At 68.3% G+C, this 24,591-nt stretch carries 22 protein-coding genes; 14 read left to right on the top strand and 8 right to left on the bottom strand.

Annotation, left to right across the window (positions count from 1 at the left end; translation table 11 throughout):
• The first annotated feature begins 16 nt into the window (after positions 1 to 16).
• From ACLM5J_RS12895 to ACLM5J_RS12865, 7 genes are all read left to right on the top strand, one after another.
• A complete protein-coding gene (locus ACLM5J_RS12895; RefSeq protein ID WP_413656900.1) occupies positions 17 to 952 on the top strand; it encodes an ABC transporter permease in 936 nt (311 codons plus the stop codon).
• Entirely contained in the window at positions 952 to 1,842 is an 891-nt protein-coding gene (locus ACLM5J_RS12890) for an ABC transporter permease (RefSeq protein ID WP_413656823.1), read from the top strand. Before ACLM5J_RS12895 ends, ACLM5J_RS12890 begins: the two co-directional genes overlap by 1 nt.
• Positions 1,842 to 2,840: an ABC transporter ATP-binding protein gene (locus tag ACLM5J_RS12885; protein WP_413656822.1), complete on the top strand. Its 999-nt coding sequence runs from the start codon at positions 1,842 to 1,844 to the stop codon at positions 2,838 to 2,840. Before ACLM5J_RS12890 ends, ACLM5J_RS12885 begins: the two co-directional genes overlap by 1 nt.
• Positions 2,833 to 3,888, top strand: a complete 1,056-nt coding sequence (locus ACLM5J_RS12880; RefSeq protein WP_413656821.1) for an ABC transporter ATP-binding protein — start codon at positions 2,833 to 2,835, stop codon at positions 3,886 to 3,888. The genes ACLM5J_RS12885 and ACLM5J_RS12880 overlap by 8 nt, the downstream gene beginning before the upstream one ends.
• A complete protein-coding gene (locus ACLM5J_RS12875) occupies positions 3,885 to 5,393 on the top strand; it encodes an acyl-CoA carboxylase subunit beta (protein ID WP_413656820.1) in 1,509 nt (502 codons plus the stop codon). The genes ACLM5J_RS12880 and ACLM5J_RS12875 overlap by 4 nt, the downstream gene beginning before the upstream one ends.
• Before the next feature lie 81 nt (positions 5,394 to 5,474).
• Positions 5,475 to 6,071 carry a TetR/AcrR family transcriptional regulator gene (locus ACLM5J_RS12870; RefSeq protein WP_413656819.1) on the top strand — a complete coding sequence of 199 codons (597 nt, stop codon included), beginning with the start codon at positions 5,475 to 5,477 and terminating at the stop codon, positions 6,069 to 6,071.
• Positions 6,068 to 6,853: an IclR family transcriptional regulator gene (locus ACLM5J_RS12865; RefSeq protein WP_413656818.1), complete on the top strand. Its 786-nt coding sequence runs from the start codon at positions 6,068 to 6,070 to the stop codon at positions 6,851 to 6,853. Before ACLM5J_RS12870 ends, ACLM5J_RS12865 begins: the two co-directional genes overlap by 4 nt.
• On the opposite strand, the gene ACLM5J_RS12860 is transcribed toward ACLM5J_RS12865, so the two are convergent.
• The 4 genes from ACLM5J_RS12860 to ACLM5J_RS12845 form a co-directional block, all read right to left on the bottom strand.
• A complete protein-coding gene (locus ACLM5J_RS12860; protein ID WP_413656817.1) occupies positions 6,813 to 9,002 on the bottom strand; it encodes an acyl-CoA dehydrogenase family protein in 2,190 nt (729 codons plus the stop codon). The genes ACLM5J_RS12865 and ACLM5J_RS12860 overlap by 41 nt on opposite strands.
• Before the next feature lie 93 nt (positions 9,003 to 9,095).
• Positions 9,096 to 10,013 (bottom strand): SDR family NAD(P)-dependent oxidoreductase, encoded by a 918-nt coding sequence (locus tag ACLM5J_RS12855; protein ID WP_413656816.1) that lies wholly within the window; start codon positions 10,011 to 10,013, stop codon positions 9,096 to 9,098.
• Positions 10,010 to 12,193: an acyl-CoA dehydrogenase family protein gene (locus ACLM5J_RS12850; protein ID WP_413656815.1), complete on the bottom strand. Its 2,184-nt coding sequence runs from the start codon at positions 12,191 to 12,193 to the stop codon at positions 10,010 to 10,012. The genes ACLM5J_RS12855 and ACLM5J_RS12850 overlap by 4 nt, the downstream gene beginning before the upstream one ends.
• 6 nt (positions 12,194 to 12,199) lie before the next feature.
• Positions 12,200 to 12,928: a sulfite exporter TauE/SafE family protein gene (locus tag ACLM5J_RS12845; protein WP_413656814.1), complete on the bottom strand. Its 729-nt coding sequence runs from the start codon at positions 12,926 to 12,928 to the stop codon at positions 12,200 to 12,202.
• A 200-nt stretch (positions 12,929 to 13,128) separates the two neighbouring features.
• On the opposite strand from ACLM5J_RS12845, the gene ACLM5J_RS12840 reads away from it, so the two are divergent.
• The 4 genes from ACLM5J_RS12840 to ACLM5J_RS12825 all read left to right on the top strand — a co-directional run bounded on the left by ACLM5J_RS12840 (position 13,129) and on the right by ACLM5J_RS12825 (position 16,512).
• A complete protein-coding gene (locus tag ACLM5J_RS12840; RefSeq protein WP_413656813.1) occupies positions 13,129 to 14,748 on the top strand; it encodes an ABC transporter substrate-binding protein in 1,620 nt (539 codons plus the stop codon).
• Positions 14,749 to 14,844: 96 nt separating this feature from the next.
• Positions 14,845 to 15,222 (top strand): hypothetical protein, encoded by a 378-nt coding sequence (locus ACLM5J_RS12835; protein ID WP_413656812.1) that lies wholly within the window; start codon positions 14,845 to 14,847, stop codon positions 15,220 to 15,222.
• Between the two features lie 110 nt (positions 15,223 to 15,332).
• Positions 15,333 to 15,929: a hypothetical protein gene (locus tag ACLM5J_RS12830; protein ID WP_413656810.1), complete on the top strand. Its 597-nt coding sequence runs from the start codon at positions 15,333 to 15,335 to the stop codon at positions 15,927 to 15,929.
• A gap of 280 nt (positions 15,930 to 16,209) precedes the next feature.
• Positions 16,210 to 16,512, top strand: a complete 303-nt coding sequence (locus tag ACLM5J_RS12825) for a hypothetical protein (protein ID WP_413656809.1) — start codon at positions 16,210 to 16,212, stop codon at positions 16,510 to 16,512.
• 126 nt (positions 16,513 to 16,638) lie between these two features.
• On the opposite strand, the gene ACLM5J_RS12820 is transcribed toward ACLM5J_RS12825, so the two are convergent.
• The 3 genes from ACLM5J_RS12820 to ACLM5J_RS12810 all read right to left on the bottom strand — a co-directional run bounded on the left by ACLM5J_RS12820 (position 16,639) and on the right by ACLM5J_RS12810 (position 18,599).
• Complete coding sequence (locus tag ACLM5J_RS12820; RefSeq protein WP_413656808.1) at positions 16,639 to 17,442, bottom strand: hypothetical protein; 804 nt, start codon at positions 17,440 to 17,442, stop codon at positions 16,639 to 16,641.
• Entirely contained in the window at positions 17,439 to 17,897 is a 459-nt protein-coding gene (locus tag ACLM5J_RS12815; protein WP_413656807.1) for a matrixin family metalloprotease, read from the bottom strand. Before ACLM5J_RS12815 ends, ACLM5J_RS12820 begins: the two co-directional genes overlap by 4 nt.
• Positions 17,898 to 18,422: 525 nt before the next feature.
• Positions 18,423 to 18,599: a hypothetical protein gene (locus ACLM5J_RS12810; RefSeq protein ID WP_413656806.1), complete on the bottom strand. Its 177-nt coding sequence runs from the start codon at positions 18,597 to 18,599 to the stop codon at positions 18,423 to 18,425.
• Positions 18,600 to 18,649: 50 nt separating this feature from the next.
• On the opposite strand from ACLM5J_RS12810, the gene ACLM5J_RS12805 reads away from it, so the two are divergent.
• Positions 18,650 to 19,258: a hypothetical protein gene (locus ACLM5J_RS12805; RefSeq protein ID WP_413656805.1), complete on the top strand. Its 609-nt coding sequence runs from the start codon at positions 18,650 to 18,652 to the stop codon at positions 19,256 to 19,258.
• On the opposite strand, the gene ileS is transcribed toward ACLM5J_RS12805, so the two are convergent.
• On the bottom strand, positions 19,259 to 22,528 hold the full coding sequence (gene ileS, locus ACLM5J_RS12800) for an isoleucine--tRNA ligase (RefSeq protein WP_413656804.1): 3,270 nt from the start codon (positions 22,526 to 22,528) through the stop codon (positions 19,259 to 19,261).
• A gap of 306 nt (positions 22,529 to 22,834) precedes the next feature.
• Between ileS and ACLM5J_RS12795 the strand changes: the two genes are divergently transcribed.
• Entirely contained in the window at positions 22,835 to 24,064 is a 1,230-nt protein-coding gene (locus ACLM5J_RS12795; RefSeq protein ID WP_413656803.1) for an NAD(P)/FAD-dependent oxidoreductase, read from the top strand.
• Positions 24,061 to 24,588 carry a DinB family protein gene (locus ACLM5J_RS12790; RefSeq protein WP_413656802.1) on the top strand — a complete coding sequence of 176 codons (528 nt, stop codon included), beginning with the start codon at positions 24,061 to 24,063 and terminating at the stop codon, positions 24,586 to 24,588. The genes ACLM5J_RS12795 and ACLM5J_RS12790 overlap by 4 nt, the downstream gene beginning before the upstream one ends.
• Positions 24,589 to 24,591 lie beyond the last annotated feature (3 nt).

Raw genomic sequence — 24,591 nt, 5'->3', positions numbered from 1 at the left:
AGCCCCTGTGCTCCGGATGATCGGCAGGCGTCTGTTGACGCTACTGCCCGTGATGGTCATCGCCTCGTTCCTGACCTTCTCCCTGGTTCTTCTGATCCCAGGAGATCCGGCCGAACGGATCGCCGGCGAGAACGCCACTCCTCAGCAGGTCGCGCACATCGAAGCGGATCTCGGACTCGATCGCCCCTTCTTGGTGCAGTACGCCACCTTCGTCGGCAACGCGGTCAGCGGTGACCTCGGTACCAGCTATGCCTACAACACGCCGGTCACCGAGATGATCAGCGGGCGCGTACCGGTCACCCTGTCGTTGACCGCGATGGCCCTGCTCTTCGCCCTCTTGATCGGCATACCATTGGGCGCCGTCGCCGGCCTGTACGCGGGCCGGTTCCCCGACCGGATCGCCACCGTGCTCAGCACCGGCGGCCTGGCGATCCCCAACTTCGTGATCGGTCTCGCGCTGGTCCAGATGCTCGCGGTCGAGCAGCAACTCTTTCCCGCCACCGGCTATCTTCCCCTCGCCGAGGGCGTCGGCCCGTGGGCCGAACGGCTGGTTCTGCCCGGCATCGCCCTAGGCATCATGGTGGCCGCCGAGATCGCGCGGCAACTGCGAGCCTCCGTCGCCGACACCATGCAACAGGACTACATGCGGACCGCGTTGGCGAAGGGCATCAGCACCCCGGCCCGGATCGTCAAGCACTCGATGCGCAACGCGATGATGCCGGTGGTCACCGTGCTGGGTATGCAGATCGCCTACCTGCTGGGCGGTACAGCTGTCGTCGAGGCCGTCTTCGGGATCCCCGGACTGGGTGACTTCGCGGTCCAGGCTGTGCTGGCCCGCGACCTCCCGGCCATTCAGGGTGTCGTCCTGTTCGCCGTCCTGGTCACCGTCGCGATGAGTCTGCTGGTCGACCTCTCCTACGGCTTCCTCAACCCGAAAGTGCGACGAAACTGATGAGCTCGCTTCCTATGATCCGGCGCCGCGACAAGCTGCCGTGGGCACACGGGCGGAGTCGCACCTTCCTACGTCGACTTGCCGGACGCAAGGTCAACCTCATCGCTGGGCTGATCCTGGTACTCCTCGCACTTGCCGCGATCCTCGCGCCCTGGTTGGCGCCCCACGATCCGCTTGTCCAGAACATGAGCCAGCGGCACCTGCCACCGCTAAGCCCCGATCACCCGCTCGGCACGGACAACCTCGGGCGCGACCTGCTGTCGCGGATGCTCTTCGGCGCCCGGGTCGCCGGGCAAGCAGCAGCCACCTCGGTCGGGATCGGGATGGCCATCGGCGTGGTCCCGGCGGCCGTCGCCGGATACCTCGGCGGCTGGTGGGACACGATCCTGTCGCGGGTCGCCGATACCTTGCTCAGCTTCCCGCCGCTGCTGCTCGCGATGGCGATCGTCGGCGCCATGGGACCGAACCTGACCAATGCCATGCTCGCCATCGGCATCGTCTTCTCCCCCCGGTTCTTCCGGGTGGTGCGGGCGGCGGTCCTCAGCGTGCGTGAAGAGACCTACATCGAGGCGTCCCGGGCGATCGGCACGCCGACCCGAAGGATCATCCGCCGTCACGTGCTGCCCAACGCCCTCTCCCCGTTGATCGTCCAGGTCTCCCTCGCCTGCGGATTCGCGATCCTCTCCGAGGCCTCTTTGAGCTACCTGGGCCTGGGCGTCAACCCACCCGACGCGTCGTGGGGCCGGATCCTGTTGGAAGGGCGCGAGGCGCTCTTCTACACCAAGTGGCCCGTCGCGCTCCCCGCCAGCGCGATCGCGATCAGCGTGTTGGCTTGCAACCTGCTCGGAGACGGCGTCCGCGACTCCATGGGCAACGACAGGAGGTCGTGATGAATCAGCCCCACCCCCTGCTCGCCGTCGACGGGCTCAGCGTCGAGTTCCGCACCCCCGATGGCCGGACCACCGTCGTCGACGACGTTTCCTTCACCGTCGAGGCGGGCTCTGTCGTCGGCCTGGTCGGCGAGTCCGGTTCCGGTAAGACGGTGACCTGTTCCTCCATCCTGCGGCTCATCCCGTCCCCACCGGGCCGGATCGCAGCCGGTTCGATCCGACTCGACGGCGCCGACCTGGTCACGATGTCGCACCGTGCGTTGAATCGGATCCGAGGCAGGGAGATCGCGATGATCTTCCAGGAACCGATGACGAGTCTGAACCCTTCACTCACCGTGGGCCACCAGATTAGTGAGGCGGTCCGCCGCCACCTAGGCGCTTCCCGCACCGAGGCCAGAAGACGCGCGATCGAGGTGCTCGACCTGGTCGGCATCCCTCGGGCCGCCGAACGGGTCAGGCAGTACCCGCACGAGTTCTCAGGCGGCATGCGGCAACGGGTGATGATTGCGATGGCGATATCAACCAATCCGCGGCTGCTCATCGCCGACGAGCCGACCACCGCGCTCGACGTCACTATCCAGGCGCAGATCCTAGACCTCCTGCGGGAACTCGCCTCCGAACTCACGATGGGCATCCTGTTGGTAACTCACGACCTCGGCGTCGTCGCCGACCTGTGCGACAAGGTGGTCGTGATGTACGCCGGCCAGGTCGTCGAGCAGGCCGGCACCCGCGAACTCTTCACCAACCCGAACCACCCCTACACCGCTGACCTGATGCGTGCCCGGCCCAGCGTCGAAGGCAGCAACGAACTGTTCGTGATCCCGGGGCGGCCGCCGCTGCCCACCGAGTTCACCGTCGGCTGCCGTTTCGCAGACCGCTGCTCGCATGCTCAGCCCGAGTGCTCCGACAGTGCCGTGAAACTCACCACCGCCGCCCCCGGACGCCTGGTGCGGTGCGCCCGCGCCGACGTTCTCGACCTACGAGGTAGCCATGTCTGAGAGGTCCCCCAGCACCGCCGACCCCGACGCAGGCCCGGTCCTGCGGGTGCGCGACCTGAACGTGCGCTTCAGGGTCCGCGGACGTCGGCACACCCAGGTTCGAGCCGTTCAAGGGGTGAGCCTCGAGGTAGGCCGGGCCGAGACTCTCGCCATCGTGGGCGAGTCCGGCTCCGGCAAGTCCACCCTGGCCCGGGCGATCCTGCGCCTGGTGCCGAGCACGGGGCAGATCGAACTGGTCGGCGAACGGTTCGACCGGGCCCGCGGAAAGCGGCTCGCCCACCTACGCAAACACGTTCAGATGATCTTCCAGGACCCGTACTCCTCCCTTGATCCCATGCTTCCGGTCGGTGGATCGATCGACGAGCCGCTGGAAGTACACACCGACCTCACCGTCGCCGAGCGCGGCCGCCGCGTGGTGGAACTCCTTGAGCTGGTCGGCCTCCGCGAGGAACACGCTGGGCGCTACCCCAGCGACTTCTCGGGCGGCCAACGGCAGCGGATCGCAATCGCGCGGGCGATCGCGAGCAACCCGGATCTGATCATCGCCGACGAGGCTGTCAGCGCGCTCGACGTCTCGACCCAGAACCAGGTGCTACTGCTCCTTCGCCAGCTCACCGAGCAACTGGCGATCAGTTGCCTGTTCATCTCGCACGACCTCGCTGTGGTCCGGACCATCTCGGACCGGATCGCGGTGATGTACCTGGGCACGATCGTGGAGACCGGTCCCACCGCGACGGTCTTCGCCGACCCTCAGCACCCTTACACCAGGGCGTTGCTCGCCTCGGCTCTGGTGGCCGATCCCGATCGCCAGGCCGAAAGGCGCGGCACCCGGCTGCGCGGCGAGCTCCCCGACCCGACCGACCCACCCCGGGGCTGCGTCTTCGCCACGCGCTGTCCGGACGCAGTCGCTGCCTGCACGAGCCAGGTACCTTCTCCTCGTCGCCGCGCGGACGGCGGAACGGTCGCCTGCCATCTCATCCCCGAGGACGACCTGTCGTCCTCGCCTGACCACGACTCAGCAACTGAGCCCAGGAGGAACCTCCGATGACCACCGACCGCGATGAATGGAACGTCCTCCTCGAGGATCTGGCCGCCCGGCAGCGGGCGGCCCGAAAAATGGGCGGCCCGGACAAGGTGCGCCGCTACGGCTCCACCGGTCGTCTCCACACCCGGGCCCGGATCGATCAGTTCCTCGACTCCGGCTCCTTCGTCGAGCTCGGCACCTTGGCAGGTACACCGGAGCTTCCCAGCGACGCCTTCGTCGCCGGCAGCGGCACCATCGACGGCCGCCCCGTGCTGATCGGCTCCGAGGACTTCACCGTGGCCGGCGGTTCGATCGGCACCGCCGGCGCCACCAAGCGGCACCGGATCGCTCAGCTCGCCGGCCAGGAGCACCTACCGTTGGTGATGATGCTGGAAGGTGCCGGACACCGCGCCACCAACGCTTTGGAGGCGCACCGGCCCGCACCCAACGACCTGCAGGCGGCGGCCGACCTCGCCGGCATCGTGCCGACCGCCGCGATCGTCGTCGGCCCGTCCGCTGGTCACGGAGCCCTCGCCGCTCCGCTCTCGGACTTCGTGGTGATGGTTGCCGATGACGGTGCCCTCTTCACCGCCGGTCCCCCGTTGGTCGAGGCCTCGCTCAGTGAACGGATCGACAAGCAGTCGCTGGGCGGGCCGCAGGTTCACGCCGCGGTCAGCGGCGTGGCCCATCGGATCGCCGCCAGCCCGGCCGAAGCGTTCTCACTGGTTCGCACCTACCTGTCCTACTTCGGTTCCAACGCATGGCAGCGACCGCCGGTGCGGGACGACGCCGAGGGTCCGCGGCTGCTGCCCGAACTGCTCGATCTGATCCCGCCGAACTCCCGGCGCCCCTACGACATCCGTCCCGTGCTCGATACGATCCTCGATGCCGACAGCATGTTCGAGGTGCAACCGGACCACGCCCGCTCGATCATCACCACGCTGGGACGGCTCGGTGGCCAACCCGTCGCGGTGGTCGCGAACCAGCCGATGGTGTTGGCCGGCTCGATCGACGTCCAGGCCGCGGAGAAGGCCGCCCGCTTCATCGAAGTCACCAGCGCTTTCCACCTGCCGTTGGTCCTGATCGCCGACAATCCCGGGGTGCTCGCCGGAAGCGTGTCGGAGCAGGCCGGGATCCTGCGCAGTTCAGCACGGATGTTCGCCGCCCAACACCGAAGCGGGGTGCCCAAGCTGCACCTGACAGTCCGCAAGGCATTCGGCTTCGGCTCGTCGGTGATGGGGATGAACGCCTTCGACGCCCAGACCGTCTCCCTCACTTTCCCTGGAGTCACCCTCGGCGGCATCCCGGCCGGCGTCGGCGGACGCACCGCGAAGGCCTCCGAGTCGACCCAGCAGGCCCTCGCTGCGAATGAGGCGTCCGGGCCGTGGCGACTCGCTTCGAGTGTCACCTACGATGAGGTGATCGATCCTCGAGAAGCGCGCAATGCGCTTCTCTCCGGTCTCCGCCTGGCGTCGGTTCGGCTCAGCGAACCCGTCCAGCCACGCCAGCGCACCGGCTACCTTCGTTGATCCCTGACCATGAGCTCGGAACCGATGCCAGACACCACTCAACCTGATACCAGGGCGCAGCCGCCACTCGCGGTGAGCGAGATGACGCGCGGGCAGTTGGCCCGCCGCGCCCGCCTCACCACGGCCGTGATCGAGTTGCTGGAGGAGGTCAGCCCTGAGCAGTTACAGGTAAAGCAGGTAACCGAACGCTCGCTGGTCTCCCTGGGCGCGGTCTACCGGTACTTCTCCGGGAAGGACCATCTACTGGCAGCCTCCCTCACCGACTGGTACGGCAGCTTCGCCTCGCAGGTGGAGCGGGAGTACGCCGATGGCAAGGTCGAGACCGCGTTGGTCCCGGCGAACCTTCCGGCCCGCGAACGGGTCAGCCGGTTCGTCCATCTCCAGATGCACAGCTTCTACCGGCACCCGCACTTCGCACGGTTGATGACGTTCGTATACGCATCGGCCGACCCGTATGCCAGCAAGGAGATCGCGCGGGTCACCGAGGAGAACCGGCGGATGGTGGTTACCCTGATCGGCGACCGTCCTGGCAATCAGACGCACGCCATGGCGAGGGCGATCAGCTCGACGATGTCGCTCTCGGTGATGCACTGGCAAGGCGGCCGCGCCACCTACGACGACGTGGTCCACGATGTCGACTCCGTCATCGATCTGGTCTTCGGCCAGGCCGATCAATGACCCGGCCCAGCGTCGTCGAACGAGTCACCCAGATCCTCGACGTCGTGATGGCGCACGCCGGTTGGGTGCTGTTGGAGGAGATCAGCGGCCACACCGGGCTGCCCCGTTCCACCGCCTTCCGGATCCTCGGTCAACTGACCGATCTCGGCTGGCTGGAGCACGGCCCGCGCGGGTATCGGCTCGGGGCACGGTCCCACGGCGTCCGAGCCCGTTCTCACAACGACTACGACGGTCTGCGTGAGGCAGCGACCGCACCCCTCAACGAGTTGCACGGCCACACCGGCGCCGTGGCGCACCTGAGCGTCTTGGAGGGAGCCTGCGTTCACCACCTCGATAAGATCGGCGGCGCGGCGGCACACACGGTACCCAGCCGGGTAGGCGGCCGCATCTCTGCCGATCGGACGGCGTCCGGCAAGGCGCTACTCGCCTGTCTGACCCCCGAACACGTCGACCATCTCGTGCAGAGCACCGCGAACGGTCGTGGTCTTCCCGACCTATCGAACCTCCATCAGCAACTTGACGCCGTCCGTCGGCGCCACGGCATCGCCACGAACGTCGGGCAGTGCCGCCGCGGGATCAGTGGGATCGCCGCACCGATCCTCGGCCCACGCGGCCCCATCGGGGCGATCGCGCTGGCCGGCACCAGCACCTTGCACTTCCAACGCCTCGCCCCGATCGTCGCTCATGCGGCCCGCCGCACCTCGGCGCTGCTCTTCCCGGACTGGGCGGTACCGACCGGCCTCAACGGGGCAGGCCGAGCACTCGTTGGGCGATCAGATTGAGCTGGATCTCAACGGTACCGCCACCGAAGAGGACCGCCGGCAGCCCCAGTTGGTCCATCGCGTAACCCGCTTCGGCCGCAGCAGCCTGCGGCCCCGCCGCGACGACCAGGTCACGGGCGCCGTCACGTTGGAGCAGCGCTGCGAAGACCTTGCTGACGCTGCTCTGTGCTCCCGGCTCCAGCCCGAACGCCCGTGCCAGCACATCGCGCAGGCCCATCGCCGAGTGCGCGATCTCCCGGGCGGTGCATCGTCCGAAGGCTCGAAGCGTCTCATCCCGGACAGGCCCCGGTCGCTGCGCCGCCAGCAGGTCCGCGAACCGGGCGGCCGTACCGTGAGTCAGCCGATGGCCCACGCTGAGCCGCTCGTTACCCAGCGTGGTCATCGCCAGTCGCCAACCACCCTCACGCTCGCCCACCAGGCAGTCGTCAGGCACGAACACGTTGTCGAGGAAGACCTCGTTGAAGTCGGCCCGTCCGGTGGATTGGAGCAACGGCCGAACCTCGACCCCGGCCGAGCGCAGGTCGACCAGGAAGTAGCTGATCCCCTGGTGCTTGGGCGCACTGGCGTCGGTGCGCGCCAGGCAGACGCCCCAGTCCGCCTCATGCGCCCGGGAGGTCCATACCTTCTGGCCCTGTAGCGTCCAACCGCCCTCGACCTTGGTCCCCCGAGTACTCAACGACGCCAAGTCCGACCCTGCCCCAGGCTCGCTGAACAGCTGGCACCAGACCAACTGCCCGCGCAGGGTGGGCACGATGAACCGTTCCTGCTGTTCAGCGCTTCCATGCATCAGCAGGGTGGGCAACACCCACTCGCCGAAGACCAGGTTCGGCTGCCTCAGCCCGCGGCGCTCGAACTCGTCGGCGATCACCGCCTGTTCCTGCGCGTCACAGCTCCGGCCGTAGGGTGCCGGGAAGTGCGGAGCCACCAAGCCTTCCCGGGCCAGCAGATCCGCGGCCGGGCCGGGCCGAAACTGAGCCCACCCTCCGCTCTCGGCGCACTCTCCCAGTGCGACCACCTGGTCGAGGACCGCACCCACCTCGCGCCGGAGCGCGGGCAACGTCTCAGAGCTAAGGAACGTGAAGTCACGCTGGACCTGCTCGGCCGCATGGCCAAGCTCCAGCGCCCAGTGCTCCGCGCTGCCGGCCAGGGCGGCCAGGCTCATCGCGCGGCGCCAGTAGAGGTGTGCATCGTGCTCCCAGGTGTAGCCGATCCCTCCCAGCAGAGTGACCAGGTCCAATACCTGATCGACCGACGGCGCCACCGCGTTAAGGACACCGTGCGCTGCCGCGAGCCTCTGTTGACCGACCGTCTGAGCCTCGGCGCGCGCCACGTCCCAGACCGAGGCGGCCGCGCTCTCCGCCCGAACCAGCATCAATGCCATCCGGTGCTGGATCGCCTGGAAGGCACCTACCGGGCGACCGAACTGAACCCTGGTCCGCACGTGGTCCACCCCGGTTGCCAGCGCCCACGCCATCACCCCAGAGGCCTCTGCGGCCAGCACCGTGGTGAGGATCAGGTCAACCCGCCGGTCCCCTGCGTGCAGGGCCCGGTCTGCAGCCAGTTCCAAGCCGTCGGCGTCGAGTCGGCCCAGCGAACGCGAGAGGTCCGTCGCCTCAACCGGGATGCATCGAGCGACGACCTCGTCTATCGGTACCACGAACCAGCGACGATCTCCGTGATCGTCGCTGGTCTCCAGTACCAGGATCTCGGCACCAACCAGACCTAGCGCGAGCTCGCTGACTCCCGACACCTGCCAGCGCTCGCCCACCTTGGTCACGCGCAGCCCTCGCACCAGCGTGCCCGTCGCGCCGGCGACGAAGTTGCTCAGCGCAGGATGGCTCGGGTCGAGCGCTGCAAGCACCCCGCTGGCGATGACCGTCGATAACCACGGCCCCGGCGCCAATCCTCGGCCGCACTGTTCCCCCACCACCGCCAACTCGGCCAGCCCGGCGCCACCACCACCCATCGCCTCCGGAAGGTGCAGCGCATGCAGCCCGTGCTCCACCAACTCCTGCCAGAGCCTAGGGGTAGCACCTTCGGCCAGGACGCTGAACTGCTCGCGAGTCCGCTCGACCGGCGCATGGCGCCGGATCAGTCCGGTGGTCAGCTCGGCAAGAGCCAATTGGTCGGCGTTATCGGCGATGGCCATGAAAGGTCCTCACTGCTCGTGGGCAAGATCTGAACGCGCCCAATGGTCAGTGCAACCTAGGAAGATCCCGTGCCTGATGGGGATTTACTCCCGTCAGGCTGGAGCTGACACCCACCGCTCCGAGAGCTCCCAGAGTTCGGCGGCCCGATCGGCGTCGAACGCCCACGGTGCCACGTCCTCGCTGATCGCGCAGTCGGCCAGATACAGCCCGCCCCGGTCTGCCAGATCCGGCGTGACCGCGGCCCAGACGGCGGTTGCCGCACCCTCTTCGGGGGTTGCGAAGCTCATCCGCTTGGCGGCACCGGGTTGGGCTGCCGACAGCTGCGCCATCGTCTTGAAGTCGTCGCGATCCATGTGCCGGGCCAGGTCGGTGGCAACCGTTCCTGGGTGCACGGCGAAGCTCCGGACGCCACGATCCGCCCAACGACGGTCGAGCTCGCTGCTGAACCAGATGTTGGCGGTCTTCGACGCACCGTAGGCGGCGAACTTGTCGTAGGTGCGCCGCGCCCAGCCCAGGTCGTCGAGCTCCGGGGCGGCGATCTTGTGGCCGGCCGAGGAGAGGTTGACGACGCGGGCTCCGCCCTTACCCAGCAGGGGTTCGAGCCCCACGGTCAAGGCGAAGTGGCCGAGGTGGTTGGTGCCGAACTGCAGTTCGTGACCGTCGGCGGTGACTCCGAAGGGGGTGAACATCACCCCAGCGTTGTTGACCAGGATCCTGACGTCGCCGACTGTCGCCGCGATCTCGTCGACGGCCCGGGCGACCGAGTTCAGGTCGGCCAGCTCAGCGAGCACGCCGTGGGTCCGTTGGCGCGCCGCCGCGGCCACCGCGCGTACCGCCTCGTCGAGCCGGTCCTGGTCCCGGCCGAGCAGCACGGTCTCGGCGCCCGCCGTGGCGAGCGCTCGCGCTGTCGCCAACCCCATCCCGGTCGTAGCGCCGGTGACCACCACCGTCGCGCCGGCGAGATCGACCCCGGCCACGACCTGGGCCGCGGTCAACGGTGCGGCGCTCATCGCGGCATCCGCAACACACGCTGGGCGATCACGTTGAGCTGGATCTCCACCGTGCCACCGCCGAAGAGGACGGCGGGCACCCCGAGCGCCTCGGCGGCCACGCCGCCCGCGACCGCACCCACTGCACCGCAGGCGGCCAACTGGTCACGGGTGTTGGCGCGCTGCGCCAATGCGCTGAACACCTTGGCGACGCTCACCTCAGCACCCGGTTCGCGGCCCTCCGCACGCGCCAGCAGGCTGCGCAGCCCCAAGGCGGACAAGGCGATCTCACGTGCAGCGGATCTGCCGAGTGCTCGGGTCGCGGCCTCGCTCACCGAGGCGGCAGCACGTAGTTGCTCGGCGAACCCGGCCGCACCGCCATGTTGGAACCGGCTGCCGATGCTGACCCGCTCGTTGCCCAGCGTCGTCGCCGTCAGCCGCCACCCGTCACCCGGCTGCCCGACCAGGCATTCGTCAGGCACGAAGACGTCGTCGAGGAAGACCTCGTTGAACTCGGCACGGCCGGTCGCCTGGCGCAGCGGCCGGACATCGATGCCGGGCGTCGACATGTCGAGCAGGAAATAGGAGATCCCCTTGTGCTTCGGGGCTTCGGCGTCGGTCCGGGCCAGGCAGACACCCCAGTGCGCCAGGTGCGCCCCCGAGGTCCAGACCTTCTGACCCTGGAGCCGCCAGCCACCGTCGACCTTCACCGCGCGGGTGGTCAGCGAGGCCAGGTCGGAGCCGGCGCCCGGCTCGCTGAACAGCTGGCACCAGACGATGTGTCCGCGCAGGGTCGGGTCGACGAACCGCTCCTGCTGCGCTGCATCGCCGTGCTGCAACAGGGTGGGCAGCACCCACTCGCCGATCACCGTGCTGGGCACGGCCAGTCCTCGGGCCGCGAACTCCTCGGCGATCACCGCCTGCTCGATCACGTCGGCGTCACGTCCGAAGGGGGCCGGATAGTGCGGAGCGACCAACCGGGCATCGGCCAGCAGCTCGGCGGCCGGACCGGCCTCAAGCCGTCGCCAGGCCGCGGTGCGGGGCGCGTCCGGAAGCTGGGCCAACCGGTCCAGGACCGGGCCGATCTCGGCGCGGAGTTCGCGGGCGGTGTCCGGCTCCAGGAAGCTGAAGTCCCGCTCCGCCTCCAGCGCGCAGGCACCGAGCTGCTGCTCCCAAGCGTCCCGTTCGCCGACCAGCGCAGCCAGGCTGATCGCCCGACGCCAGTAGAGGTGCGCGTCGTGTTCCCAGGTGAAGCCGACGCCGCCGAGCAGGGTGATCGCCTCCAGGGTCACCTCGACCGCCGGGTGGACCGCCGTGATCGCCGCACTCGCTGCCGCCAGCTGCTGCTGGGCGAGGGGCTGCTCGGCTGCCCGGGCGGCGTCCCAGGCCGCCGCCGCCGCAACCTCGGTGTTGATCAGCATCATCGCGGCCTTGTGCTGCACGGCCTGGAAGGCGCCGACCGGCTGCCCGAACTGTTCGCGCGTCGCCACATGGTCGACCGCGGTACGGAGCGCGGTCGCCATCACCCCGGCCGCCTCTGCGCCGAAGAGCGCGTTGCGCAGCAGCGCCACGCGGATGCCGAACTCGCCGTCGGAGTCGACGGCGAGCAGGGACACAGCGCCGAGCTCAGCGCCCAGGACCCGGCCCACCGAGCGGGTGAGGTCGACCGGTTCGTCGACCGCGACGGCCGATGGCTCCGCCTCGCTCAGCAACCAGGCCGTCAGCCCGTCCGCCAGCGCCGCCTCGATCACCAGGTACCGCGCTCCGGGCACCCCGAGCGCTGGATCCGAGACGCCGTCCAGCCGCCAGCCGCCGTCGACCTCCGCCGCCACCAGACCGCCACGGACCAGCGCTCCGCGGGCACCACCCGCGAAGTCACCGAGAACCGGATGCTCCGGCGCCACCGCCTGCAGCGCGGCCGAAGCGAGCACGGTGGCCAGCCACGGCCCCGGGGCCAACTCTCCCCCGAGCACCCGTGCCACCACCGCCAGCTCGGCCAGGCCAGCACCGCCTCCGCCGACCTCGGTGGGCAGATGGAGCGCGTGCAACTCGTGGTCGACCAGGGCCGCCCACAGCGGCGGCTCGCCACCGAGCGCCAACTTCTCCAGCTCGGACCGGGTCTCGGTGATCGAGGCGTACCGCCCGACCACACCGCGGACGGCGTCCGCAAGGGCTCGGGCGTCGGTCTCAGTCAAGGTCATCGGAACTCACTTCGTTGCGGAGTAGATGGAGCCGATCGCGCTGATCGCCAGCGTCGCCTGGACCGCGCGCCGGAACCGGGCCGGGTTCAGCCGGGCGAAGACCCGGTCGCCGACCGCCCAGCCCAACGGCGCTCCGAGGGCACCGGCCAGGCCGATCACCAGTGCGGCCTGGGAGATCTGGCCCAGGACGATGAAGAGCCCGAGAGCGACGACGTCCTGGACCACGAATACCGCCTGCAAGGTGGCGCGCTGCTGACGCGGGTCCAGGTCGGTGCTCTGCACGGTGAGGACCAGTGCCGGACCGTTGAGACCGGTCGAGGTCAGCAGGGTGCCGCTCACGAAGCCGCCCGCCCACTGCCCGCCGGCGCCGAGCCGGGGGCGGTCCAGGACCACGATCGCAATCACTCCGAGCAACATCGCACCGGCCACCAGGATCGCCAGGCTCCGTTCACTGAGGACCAGCAGCAGCGCCGCGCCACACGGCAGTCCGAAGAAGGCGGGGATGCTGAGTCGACGCGTCAACCGGTCGTCGACGTGGGCCCGCTCCTGCCACCAGATCCGGCCGCACAGAGCCAGGCTGACCAGGACGCTGGAGACCACGGCGGGGACCGCACCGGCGACCGGGATCAGGATCGGAACCGCGACCAGCGTCAGTCCGAAACCGACCACGGCCTGGACCGCGGACGCCACCAGATAGACGGCCAACCCCACACCGAACAGAACGACGAGCTCCACACCTCTCCCTCCACCACAACAAAGAGCCCAGGGTCGAACGCCCCGGGCGATCCAAGCGAACCGGTCGCCATCCGTTGTATAGCCAACCTTCCCGGTGAGTGGGATCACAGGAATCAGCGTCACACTCCACGGACCTAGCGTGACCCACGACACATCCGCGGCGGGCCCCGCCCACCGCGCACGAACCCATGGAGGATTCAGTGAGGATTCGCACCACGACACTTACCCGTGTTGGCGCCGCACTCCTGGCGAGCACGTTGCTCGTGGCGGGATGTGCCGACTCGGGCGGTGACAGCGACAAGGATTCGAAGGGCAGCGGCAAGCTCTCCCTCGACGAGATCTACACCGAGGGGATCTACGGCCCCAAGGCATCCGGCACCCCCAAGACCGGTGGTCAGCTGACCGTCGGCGAGTACGCCGAGGCGCGCAGCCTCGACCCGACCGTCACCATCCCGAACGGCGCCGTCGGCGCCTCCGCGATGGCCGCCGTCTACGACGTGCTGATGCGCTGGGACGCCACCGCACAGGAGTTCGTCCCGCAGCTCGCCGAGTCCCTCACCACCGAGGACAACAAGACGTGGACGCTGAAGCTCCGCGACGGCGTCAAGTTCACCGACGGCACCCCACTGAACTCCGCAGCCGTGGCCGGCAGCATCGGCTACTACATGCAGAACCGCGGCTTCAACGTGCTGCTGCTCGCCACGAACCTCAAGGCCATGACGCCGGTCGACGAGCTGACCGTGAAGTTCGAGCTGAACGCTCCGTGGGCGACCTTCCCGAACATGCTGGCCACCGGCCCGGGCATGGTGCTGGCTCCGGCCGCGATCAAGGGTGGACAGAAGGGCTTCAAGCCGATCGGCGCCGGCCCGTTCAAGCTGGACTCCTACAAGCCCGCCGAGGAGCTCATCCTCAAGCGCAACGACGACTACTTCGGCGAGAAGGCCTACCTGGACTCGCTCCGCTTCGTCTTCCCCGCCTCTGACGACGCTCGCTACGACGCGCTGAAGAACGGCGACTACGACCAGATCGCGGTCCGTACCAACAAGGTCGTCGAGACCGCCCGCCAGGAAGGCACCGCCGGTGCACTGATCCCCAGCGGTCTGGGCATGATGTTCTGGCTCAACAACCGTGAGGGCCACGCCGGTAGCGACGTCCGGATCCGCAAGGCGATCGCCATGGCGATCGACCCGAAGACCTACCTCACCCGCGCCCAGGGCGGCCACGGCATCCCGTCGCGGAACATCTACTCGAAGTCGGCTCCGTACTTCACCGAGATCACCGAGCTGAAGACCAACATCGAGGAGGCCAAGAAGCTGGTCGCCGAGGCGAAGGCCGACGGCGTGAAGACCACTCTGACCTACATCGGCCAGTCCGACCAGGCCTCCAAGACCGCCTCGGTCACGGTCCAGGCGATGCTCAAGGAGATCGGCCTCGACGTGAAGGTCGAGCTGCTCAACGCCGTCACCGACCAGACCACCCGGATCTACGTGACCCACGACTACGACATGGCCACCTCGTCGATGTCGATCCCGTCGGAGGACCCGTTCTCCCGCTTCTCCAGCCAGCTGGTCGGTGCTTCGCCGGCCAACCCGAGCGGCTACAGCAACCCGGAGATGGACAAGCTGATCTTCAAGCTCCAGGGCGAGACCGGCCAGGAGCAGATCGACACCCTCACGCAGATCAACGAGCTGTGGCAGGAGGAGAACCCCGGCATCGCGATCTCGCCCGGTTCCTTCTTCTTCGCCTGGGCTGACAACGTGCACGGCATCGTCCCCACCAGCGAGACGATGATGCTCTACGGCAAGGCCTGGAAGAGCTGACCCGCTCGTCCTGACCTTGTAGCACCGACGGCCCCTTCGATCTCTGATCGGAGGGGCCGTTTGGTGTCCCACTTCCCTTCACCGACAGGAGATTCCATGACCTACGATCTGGCTCAGGTCTGGCAGGCGGCTGCCGGACGGTTCACCGAAGCCGCCGACCTCATCGCCCGGCACGCGCCGTCACTGACCCTGCTCGACGTCGCCGAAGGCCATCGGCTCTTCCTGCGCTACCTCGGCATCGGCATCGACACCTTCATCGAGCATGCCGACGCGAGGTTCCCGGCGTTCTACGCCAAGAGCCGGGACGGGGTCCGGAAGTTCGCCGGCGACAGCCCCTCCCAGCTCTACGACACGGCACCGATCTCGGCCGAGTTCGACTACGAGGTCACCGGCAGCCTGCGCGACGTGACGCTGATCGAACTGGGGTCTACTCGGGCGATCTCTCCGGCCTCAACCCGACGCCGCGGCGGCTGATCGACTACCTGACCGAGGCCGACCTGACGACCGACGCCGAGGGCCGGTTCCGGCTCCTGCTCTCCCGCGAGCCCGGGGAGCACGGTCTCCGCCTGGAGGACGACGCCTCGGTGCTCTCCGTCCGGCGCTATCTCGACGACCCGCTCCTCGACCGTCCCGAACCGCTGCGGATCCGTCGGCTCGGCGAGTCGCTGCCACACGAACCCCTGACCGCCCAACGGCTCGCCGCAGGGGTCGAGGCGGCGTCGTCGTTCGCAGTCGCCAACGTGGCGATGTGGGCCGGCTGGGTCGAACGCCTGCGCACCGAGCCGGCCAACGAGATCCGGCCGATGCCCGACAGCGGCGACATCTACACGCCGGGCGGCCACGTCTACCTGCACGGCCACTGGCAGCTGCCTCGACCGGACTCCGCACTGGTGATCGAGTTCCCCGCCCCGGCTACCGGGACCTACTGGAGCGCCGTCCCGATGAACTACTGGCTGGAGTCGTTCGAGTGGCGCTTCGGTGACCGGGTGCACGCCACCAGCCAGGACACCGAGCCCGGCGCGGACGGCGTTGTCCGGCTAGTGCTGGCCCAGACAGACCCAGGGCTCGCGGACCACACCTGGATCCGGACCCTGGGTCACGACGCGGGCCCGATCGCCTTCCGCTTCGCGCGGTTGGCGGGCGAGACCCCGGCCGTCATCTGTCGGCTGATCGGCTCCTGATCAGACCGCCTGGACCTTGATCTCCAACTCGGCGCCCGCCTGCACCTCGATGCTGACATACCCAAGTCACGTGGCGCTACCTTTCGCGTCAGTCGCGCGTCGTAGTGCCCTGACTCGGTCGCCCAGTCGACCCAAGCATCCAGAAGTGGACATGCCCGATGCGGCAAGAACAGTCAACCGGACCTTCTTGTCAGCCCGGTTCCAAGCCCCGACTGGTCGCTCGGTGCAGCACCGGCGTAAGTGGTGACTGCGAGGGAGCGGCGGCACAGGGGACGCCAACGTGGCGATGGGCGCCATCTTCGCCGCGCCGATGGCCTACCTGGCGGCGTCTGAGCGTCTGATCAACCGGCGTACGGAGGATCAGAGTCAGGAGCGGGTCGCGCGGCACTGGGAACGCGACCACCTTCACGCGATCACCGCCCTTGAGCAGATCACCGCGGCGCGCCGCGCGATCGGCGAAGCTGAGCAGGCTCTCTCGCTCGCCGTGGCCACAGCCCGATCCGCAGGGCTGACCTGGGAGGCCATCGGCCAAGCCGCCGGCATGGCCCAGCAATCAGCGCAGGAACGCTGGGGACGACGGTAGCCACGCGCCGCCCACTCTGCGAACTACATCAGGCAGCGCGCGTGCCTACACAGCCACTCACTCTGGTTGGCAGCCTCCAAGGGACATGGACCACGGCGTGAATCGGCCCATGTCCCCGCTGGCTCCTTACTCTCGAGTTGCGATGAGGTTGTCATCAACAGAGATGCGAATGGTCGCAGGCTTCCGAGACCAGGCCTCGCGCAGATCCGCCACCCGTACTCCGTTGACGAAGCTGGCGCTGTCTTCCCCGAGCGCCGGAAACCCGATCTCGCCAGCCTCGTCGACATCCCCGAGCAACGCTCCGCCGCGCGCCACGACCCTCACGTCTTTGTCCCAGTCAAACGTCCGGTACTCGTCGAACGCCACGATAACCTCGCCGAGTTCGGCGAGGCCGCGTACCTCTGCGTCTCCGATCTCACCCGCGGGATGGGCCACGAACCCGCCGACCACAACCGTCTTCGGAGCCGGCCCTTGGGCAAACCACTGGTCGACTTCGATGTGGACCCGGGCGATCCGCCAGATGGAATTGGGATCATCGAAGCCCACGGCGTCGTTGCGGTCCTCATCCTCCTTCCCGTCGGGAGATTCGACGAACCCATGACCGGGAGTCACCTTCACCACTCGGCCAACCACGACCCCGGTCGAGATGGGAACAGGATTCTTGCCGTTGATCGAGAAGAGCTGGTTGGGAAGGTGTTCAACCAGGTCCTCAGAGAACCACAAGGCCGACCCGCTGGAAGCGACGTCCTTCAACGACCGCCAATAGATCTGGGCATCTTTGTTGTCCTGGACCTGGTAGTCGGATTCGGGGCCGAGCTGACGAACCTCGCCAGACGTGCCAGCCGTGGTAGGCGGACTACTCGTGCCGCAGCCCGCGAGAAGCAACGCGCTCAACGCACCTGCGCTGACGATTGAAAGCCTTGTTTTCACCAAGACGCTCCGTTCACATGGGCCTTGTCATGACTGGTGAATTTGTATTTCCCCGTGTTGTTTGAGGTCATCACACCCACCTCGGCATTTCGGTGGTCGAGACCGATTGCGTGCCCCATCTCGTGAACGATGAGGTACAGGTTCAAACCCGACCCGCCAGAGTCGGTGCCGTGCTTGTTGAGCCGCACTTCATGCTGTGAGCAGCGACCGCTGGCGTTGGAGCCGTTGCAGGTCGTCAGACCGTAGAAGCCCCCAGCGCCCAGGCTTTGGGCCCAGGGCTTCTGACAGTAAGTGGAATAGTGATTCGCGATGAGCAGAACATCAGTGTCACTGTTCTTGGAGGACACGATCTGAGGCTGGATCACGGTGTGCGGCGGCGAAATGGCATCTCGCAGCGCGATTGTGGTGTACGTGCGAAGCGGCTGGTCCCAGCCGCCATCGAAGTAGATGGTCATGGGATTGGCGTCTGCGCGGTTCCCGCCAGAGCATGCCGACGGGGAGCCGATCCCAGTGGTTCCGAACCAGTTACCAGCAGTTGCCGGCGGAGCCGACACCACTCCGGGAGCGACGAGAGCGGCCGCCGCCAACGCGAGGACCGACGCTATTCGAATCAGTTTCAAGGCTTACCCACAATCTCGTGGACGGTGCCCCCGAGCTGGCGCATGGTCGAGTCAGGCTAGTTCGGTCCTGCGCGTTACGGCGCCGAATGCGCCAACTCCCCTGCCGGCCGCCTGGCCCAGCTCAATCAGCTCCGAACCCTGCTGGCTGATCATGTATCGAACAATGTTCGAACGCCCGGGGTCCGGCGGTCGAGACCACCGCGTCGTTTCCCAACCCAGCTCAGGACTACTACGAAGGTCCGATCTCCCTCGATCGGCACCTGGTGCGTCGGCCGACGTCGGCGTTCGTCCTACGCGTCACTTCTGACGCGCTGGCCAGCCTCGGCATCCACAAAAGGGGACGAGATCCTGGTCGACCGGTCACTGTCTCCGCTTCCCGGCCGGGTCCTGGTCGTCGTCGTCGACGACGACGACGACGAACACCGTCTCGGGACCTTCGAGGTGCGCGACGGCGCCGCGGTGTTGGTCACCGACCTGGAGGAGATCCCCCTGACGGCAGAGGTCGAGCCGGGGGGCGTCGCGACCGTCCTGATCCATCACCTTCCCCTGGGGCAGCTCGGCGAGAGCACCGCACGCCGGGCCGCGGGATGACCGGCGTCAGCTGGGGTCTCGACAACCGCAGCCGCCCCGTCGCGCTCGTCGACGTCCGCTGCATGTTCGTCTCCGTGGAACGCGTCCTCGACCCCCGACTGCAGGGCAAGCCCATCATCGTCTTGTCGAACAACGACGGATGCGCCGTCTCCCGCTCGGACGAGGCCAAGCAGCTCGGCGTCGCAATGGGCGACCCGTGGTTCAAGCTCCGCGAGAAGCCGCACCTGGCCGACCTGATCGCCTGCAGCTCCAGCTACGAGGAGTACAGGGCCTTCAGCTCTCGCTTCCACGACACCCTGGCCACCGTCTCGGCAGACACCGAGACCGACAGCGTTGATGAGGCGTTCGTGGCGCTTCCCCAATATGAGTCGGCCTCCGTCGCCGCAGCTGCTCAAGCGCGGTGCGCGCATGGACGGGCCCGCCGACGGCGGCAGGCATCGGCCCTACCAAGACCTTGGCGAAGGTCGCCCAGCGTCACGCCAAGGCGATCGGCGTCGACCTGGTCGACCTCACCACCTGGAAGAGCCGCGACGTCGACGCCGCCACCGCGGCCCGCCGGCGCGGGCGAGACCCCGGCCGTCACCTGTCGGCTGATCGGCTCCTGATCAGACCGCCTGGACCTTGATCTCCAGCTCGGCGCCCGCCTGCACCTCGATGCTGACCGCCAGCGTCTCCGCCGCGATCAGCTCGCCGTGGACGGCCACCGCGGCCTGGACGTCGTCGGGCCCGGTCACGCTCAGCGCGATCCGGTCGGCGACGTCGAGCCCGGCGTCCTTACGTGCCTGCTGGACGGCGCGGATCAGGTCGCGGGCCGCGCCTTCGCGCTCCAGCTCCTCGGTGAGCACGACATCGAGCACCACGAAGCCGCCACCGGGCAGGATGCCGGTGGCCACGCCCTCCGTGCCGGCCCCGGCGACGGTCTCCAGGGTGTACTCCCCTTCGACGAGCGCCAGTCCACCGGCGGTGACCACGCCCTCGGCGTCGACCGACCAGTCACCGCTCTTCGAGCCCTTGATCGCGACCTGGACCTGCTTGCCCAGGCGCGGCCCGGCCGCCCGCGCGTTGACGGTGAGCTTCTGCTCCACCGCGTACGCGGCAGCCTCGTCGGAGTCGGGGGCGACCACCCGGACCTGCTTGACGTTGAGCTCGTCGGCGATCAGTGCCTCGAACCCCGTCACCGAGCTGCCCGGCGCCACCACGGTGAGCCCGGCCAGCGGCAACCGGTTACGCAGGCTGGCCGCCTTCCGCAGCGCCGAACCGGCCGAGCAGACGTCGCGGACCAGGTCCATGCTCGCCACCAGAGCGTCGTCGGCGGGCAGCTCGTCGAGCGCCGGCCAGTCGGTCAGGTGCACCGAACGGCCACCGGTCAGGCCACGCCAGATCTCCTCGGAGACCAACGGCAGCAGCGGGGCGACGACGCGCAGCAGCGTCTCCAGCACCGTGTAGAGGGTGTCGAAGGCGTCCTTCGTCTCCGGCGCCACGTCGCCGTCCGAGACGTCGGCGGCCCAGAACCGCTCACGGGAACGACGCACGTACCAGTTGGTCAGCACGTCGAGGAACTGGCGCGTCGACTCGCAGGCCCCCGCGATGTCGAACGCTTCCTGCTGCTCGGTGACCTGAGCGATCAGTTCGCGGGTCTTGGCCAGCAGGTAGCGGTCCATCGGGTGGCTGGAGTCGGTCCGCCGCTCCGCCTGGTAGCCGGCGGCGTTGGCGTAGAGCGAGAAGAAGTACCAGGTGTTCCAGAGCGGGATCAGCACCTGGCGCACCGAGTCACGGATGCCCTGCTCGGTGACGATCAGGTTGCCGCCGCGCAGGATCGGGCTGGACATCAGGAACCAGCGCATCGCGTCGGCGCCGTCGCGGTCGAAGACCTCGGAGACGTCGGGGTAGTTCCGCAGCGACTTGCTCATCTTCTGCCCGTCGCTGCCCAGCACGATGCCGTGGCTGATGCAGTTCTTGAAGGCAGGCTTGTCGAAGATGCCGGTGGCCAGCACGTGCAGCGTGTAGAACCAGCCGCGGGTCTGGCCGATGTACTCGACGATGAAGTCGCCCGGGAAGTGGCCCTTCTTCTCCGCGGTGCCGTCGAACCAGTCGCGGTTCTCGAACGGGTAGTGGTTCTGCGCGAAGCTCATCGAGCCCGAGTCGAACCAGACGTCGAGCACGTCGGTGACCCGGCGCATCGTCGACTTCCCGCTCGGGTCGTCCGGGTTCGGCCGGGTCAGCTCGTCGACCCACGGCCGGTGCAGGTCGCGCTCGCCAGCTGCGTTGGTGGGCAGCGTGCCGAAGTCGCGCTCGATCTCCTCGAACGAACCGTAGACGTCGATCCGTGGGTACTCCGGGTTGTCCGACTTCCAGACCGGGACCGGGGAACCCCAGAACCGGTTACGGGTGATCGACCAGTCGCGGGCGTTCTCCAGCCACTTACCGAACTGGCCCTCCTTGATGTGCTCGGGGACCCAGTTGATCTGCTGGTTGTTGGCGAGCATCGCGTCCTTGAACGCGGTGACCTCGACGAACCACGACGAGACACCCTTGTAGATCAGGGGTTCGCGGCAGCGCCAGCAGTGCGGGTAGGAGTGCTCGTACGTCTCGCGGCGCAGCAGCACGGTGCCTGCGGTGACTGAGCCGTGCTCGGCCTCGCCACGGGTGGCGGCCTTGAGGTGGTCGATCACGTGCGGGTTCGCGTCGAAGACCAGCATCCCGGCGTACTCGGCCACCGGGTGGGTGAACGTGCCGTCCTTGCCGACCGGCATCACGGCCTCGATGCCCTCGCGGTCGGTGACCTCCTTGTCGACCTCACCGAAGGCGCCGGCCGAGTGCACCAGACCAGTACCGTCGGTGGTGGTCACCGCATCGTCGGCGGAGACGATCCGGAACGCGTTCTCGTGGCCGAGGTAGTAGCTGAACGGCGGCGTGTAGCGGCGGCCCAGCAGGTCGGCACCGCGGTAGCGGCCGAGCACCGTGAACTCACCGTCGGCGTCGGCCAACTCGCGGGCGTACTTGGGCAGCAGGGCCTCAGCGAGCAGGTACTTGGCGCGGGCGTCGTCGCGACCGGGCACCGGCGCTTCGACGACGACGTAGTCGATCTCCGAGCCGACCATGATCGCCAGGTTGCTCGGCAGGGTCCACGGCGTCGTGGTCCAGATCAGCGCCTTGGCGCCGTCGAGGACGGCGTCGGTGCCCGTGCTCTCCAGGGTGAAGCCCACCGTGACCGCCGGGTCCTGGCGGTTCTTGTAGACGTCGTCGTCCATCCGCAGCTCGTGGTTCGACAGCGGCGTCTCGTCGTTCCAGCAGTACGGCAGGACCCGGAAGCCCTCGTAGATGTAGCCCTTGTCGAAGAGCTGCTTGAAGGCCCAGATCACCGACTCCATGAACTCGGGGTTCATGGTCTTGTAGTCGTTGTCGAAGTCGACCCAACGGGCCTGGCGGGTGACGTAACGCTGCCACTCGCCGGAGTACTTGAGCACCGAGGCGCGGCAGGCGTCGTTGAACTTGTCGATGCCCATCTCGACGATCTCGTCGGTGGTCTTGATGTCGTTGAGACGCATCGCCTCCAGCTCGGCAGGCAGGCCGTGGGTGTCCCAGCCGAAGCGGCGCTCCACGCGCTTGCCGCGCATGGTCTGGAAGCGGGGCACGATGTCCTTCACGTACCCGGTCAGCAGGTGCCCGTAGTGCGGGAGGCCGTTGGCGAAGGGCGGGCCGTCGTAGAAGACGAACTCGTTCTCGCCCGATGCACCGCCGTCGCGGGCCTCGACCGAAGCCGGGAAGGTACCGTCGGCGTCCCAGTAGGCCAGGACCTGCTCCTCGATCTTCGGGAAGCGGGGGCTGGACGGAACGCCGTCGTTACCGGACGTGGAGACCTTCGGATAGGTCATCGTGCTCTCCTGGTGGTACGTGGTGCCTCGGGTCATTGCCACGAGGACGATCCAGGATCGGACCGCGGTACCACCTCGCTTGCCGCCGAGGATCCGACGACCGCTTCATCAGGGCTGTTACGGGCCCACCCGTCCGGTTCTACTGAGCACCGAAGTGCTGTTCTTCCGGAGGCTCGCCGCTGATGACGGCTCGAACGCCTCTACCAGCGAGGGTACCGCGCCGTCGAGGCTGGCTGCGAATCGGTTTGTTCCGCCCGTTTCGCGGCGTAACGTCGCAGACAGCACCCTCTACTTGCAGGAGGCACGATGACAGATCCGGGCATCATCGTCGTCGGCGGTGGACTCGCTGGCGCCAAGACGGTCGAGGCGCTCCGCGCCGAGGGCTACCAGGGGCCACTCACCCTGATCGGCGCCGAGCCGCATCTGCCCTACGAACGGCCCCCGCTCTCCAAGGACCATCTGCTCAAGGGGACGCCGGTCGCCGAGTTCACCCCGTTGGACGCCGCCTGGTTCACCGACCACGACGTCACCGTCCGGCTCGGGGTCTCGGCGGTGGTGCTGGACCCGGAGGGCCATCGGCTGGCGCTCTCCGACGGCACGGAGCTGAGCTGGACCAAGCTCGCCCTGGCCACCGGCTCGCGACCGCGGCTGCCCGACCTGCCCGGCTCCGACGCGGACGGCGTCCGGGTGCTGCGGACCCTGGAGGACTCCGACGCCCTGGACGCGGCGATCGAGGCCGGGACCCGACTGGTCGTCGTCGGCGGCGGCTGGATCGGCCTCGAGGCTGCGGCCGCGGCGCGGGCCCGAGGTGCCGAGGTCGTGGTCTTGGAGATGGCCGAACAGCCGCTGGCAGCGGTGCTCGGCCACCAGATCGGCGCCGCCTTCGCCGACCTGCACCGGCGCAACGGCGTCGACCTGCGCACCGGCATCGCGGTGAGCCAGGTGACCACCCGCGACCAGCGCGCCACCGGCGTCCAGTTGGCCGACGGCACCCACGTCCCGGGCGACCTGGTCCTCTTCGGGATCGGCGCGATCCCCAATCTGGATCTGGCCCACGACGCCGGCCTGAGGGCCGATCGCGGAGTGCTGGTGGACGCGTCGCTGCGCACCAGTCACCCCGACATCGTCGCGGTCGGCGACATCGCCGAGGCGGAGCATCCCGGCTACGACCACCGGGTCCGCGTCGAGCATTGGGCCAACGCCCAGAACCAACCGGCGGTCGCCGCCAAGACCCTGCTGGGCCAGGAGGCGAGGTACGACCGTCAGCCGTACTTCTTCACCGACCAGTTCGACCTCGGGATGGAGTACCGCGGCCTCGCCTCGGACGCCGAGAACGTGGTGGTCCGCGGCGATCTGGCCAGCGCCTACCTGGCCTTCTGGCTGGACGCCGAAGATCGGGTCGAGGCCGCGATGAACGTCAACATCTGGGACGCCGGCGACGACCTCTCCGCGCTGGTCGCGGGTCGCGCCCGGGTCGACCGCACGCGGCTCGCCGACGCCGATGTCCCGCTCGACTCGGTGGCCGAGACCCGATGAACTTCGACGGGATGTGGCTGCCGGCCGGGGAGGACCCGCGCGAACCGGCGTCCCCACCGCGCGGCGAGGTCGACACTCTGCTCGACTATCTGGAGGCCTATCGGACCACGTTGCGGCTCAAGTGCGACGGGCTCGACCCCGAGGAGCTCGCCCGCCGGTCGGTGCCGCCGTCCACCCTCTCCCTGCTGGGGTTGGTGCGGCACATGGCCCGGGTCGAGCACCACTGGTTCCACCGGGTGATCGCGGGCAACCTGGACGAACCCCGGCTGCATCCGCACGACCACGGCTTCGAGGAGTTCGCCGCCGACCAGGCCAGCGTGGACGACGCGTTCTCGAGCCTCGCCTACCAGGTGGAACGCTCCCGCAAGGTGCTGGCCACGACCTCGCTCGACACCCTGATCACCGTCCACGACGAGCAGATCGAGGTCCGCGACGTCGTGGTGCACATGATCGAGGAGTACGCCCGGCACTGTGGCCACGCGGACCTGCTCCGGGAGTGCATCGACGGCCGTACCGGCCAATAGCCC

Origin of the sequence: Nocardioides sp. Bht2 (genome assembly GCF_047308515.1) — a bacterium.
In the GTDB taxonomy this organism is placed as follows: domain Bacteria; phylum Actinomycetota; class Actinomycetes; order Propionibacteriales; family Nocardioidaceae; genus Nocardioides.
The sequence above is the reverse complement of the archived record's forward strand: the minus strand, read 5'-3'. Positions and strand labels throughout refer to the sequence as shown.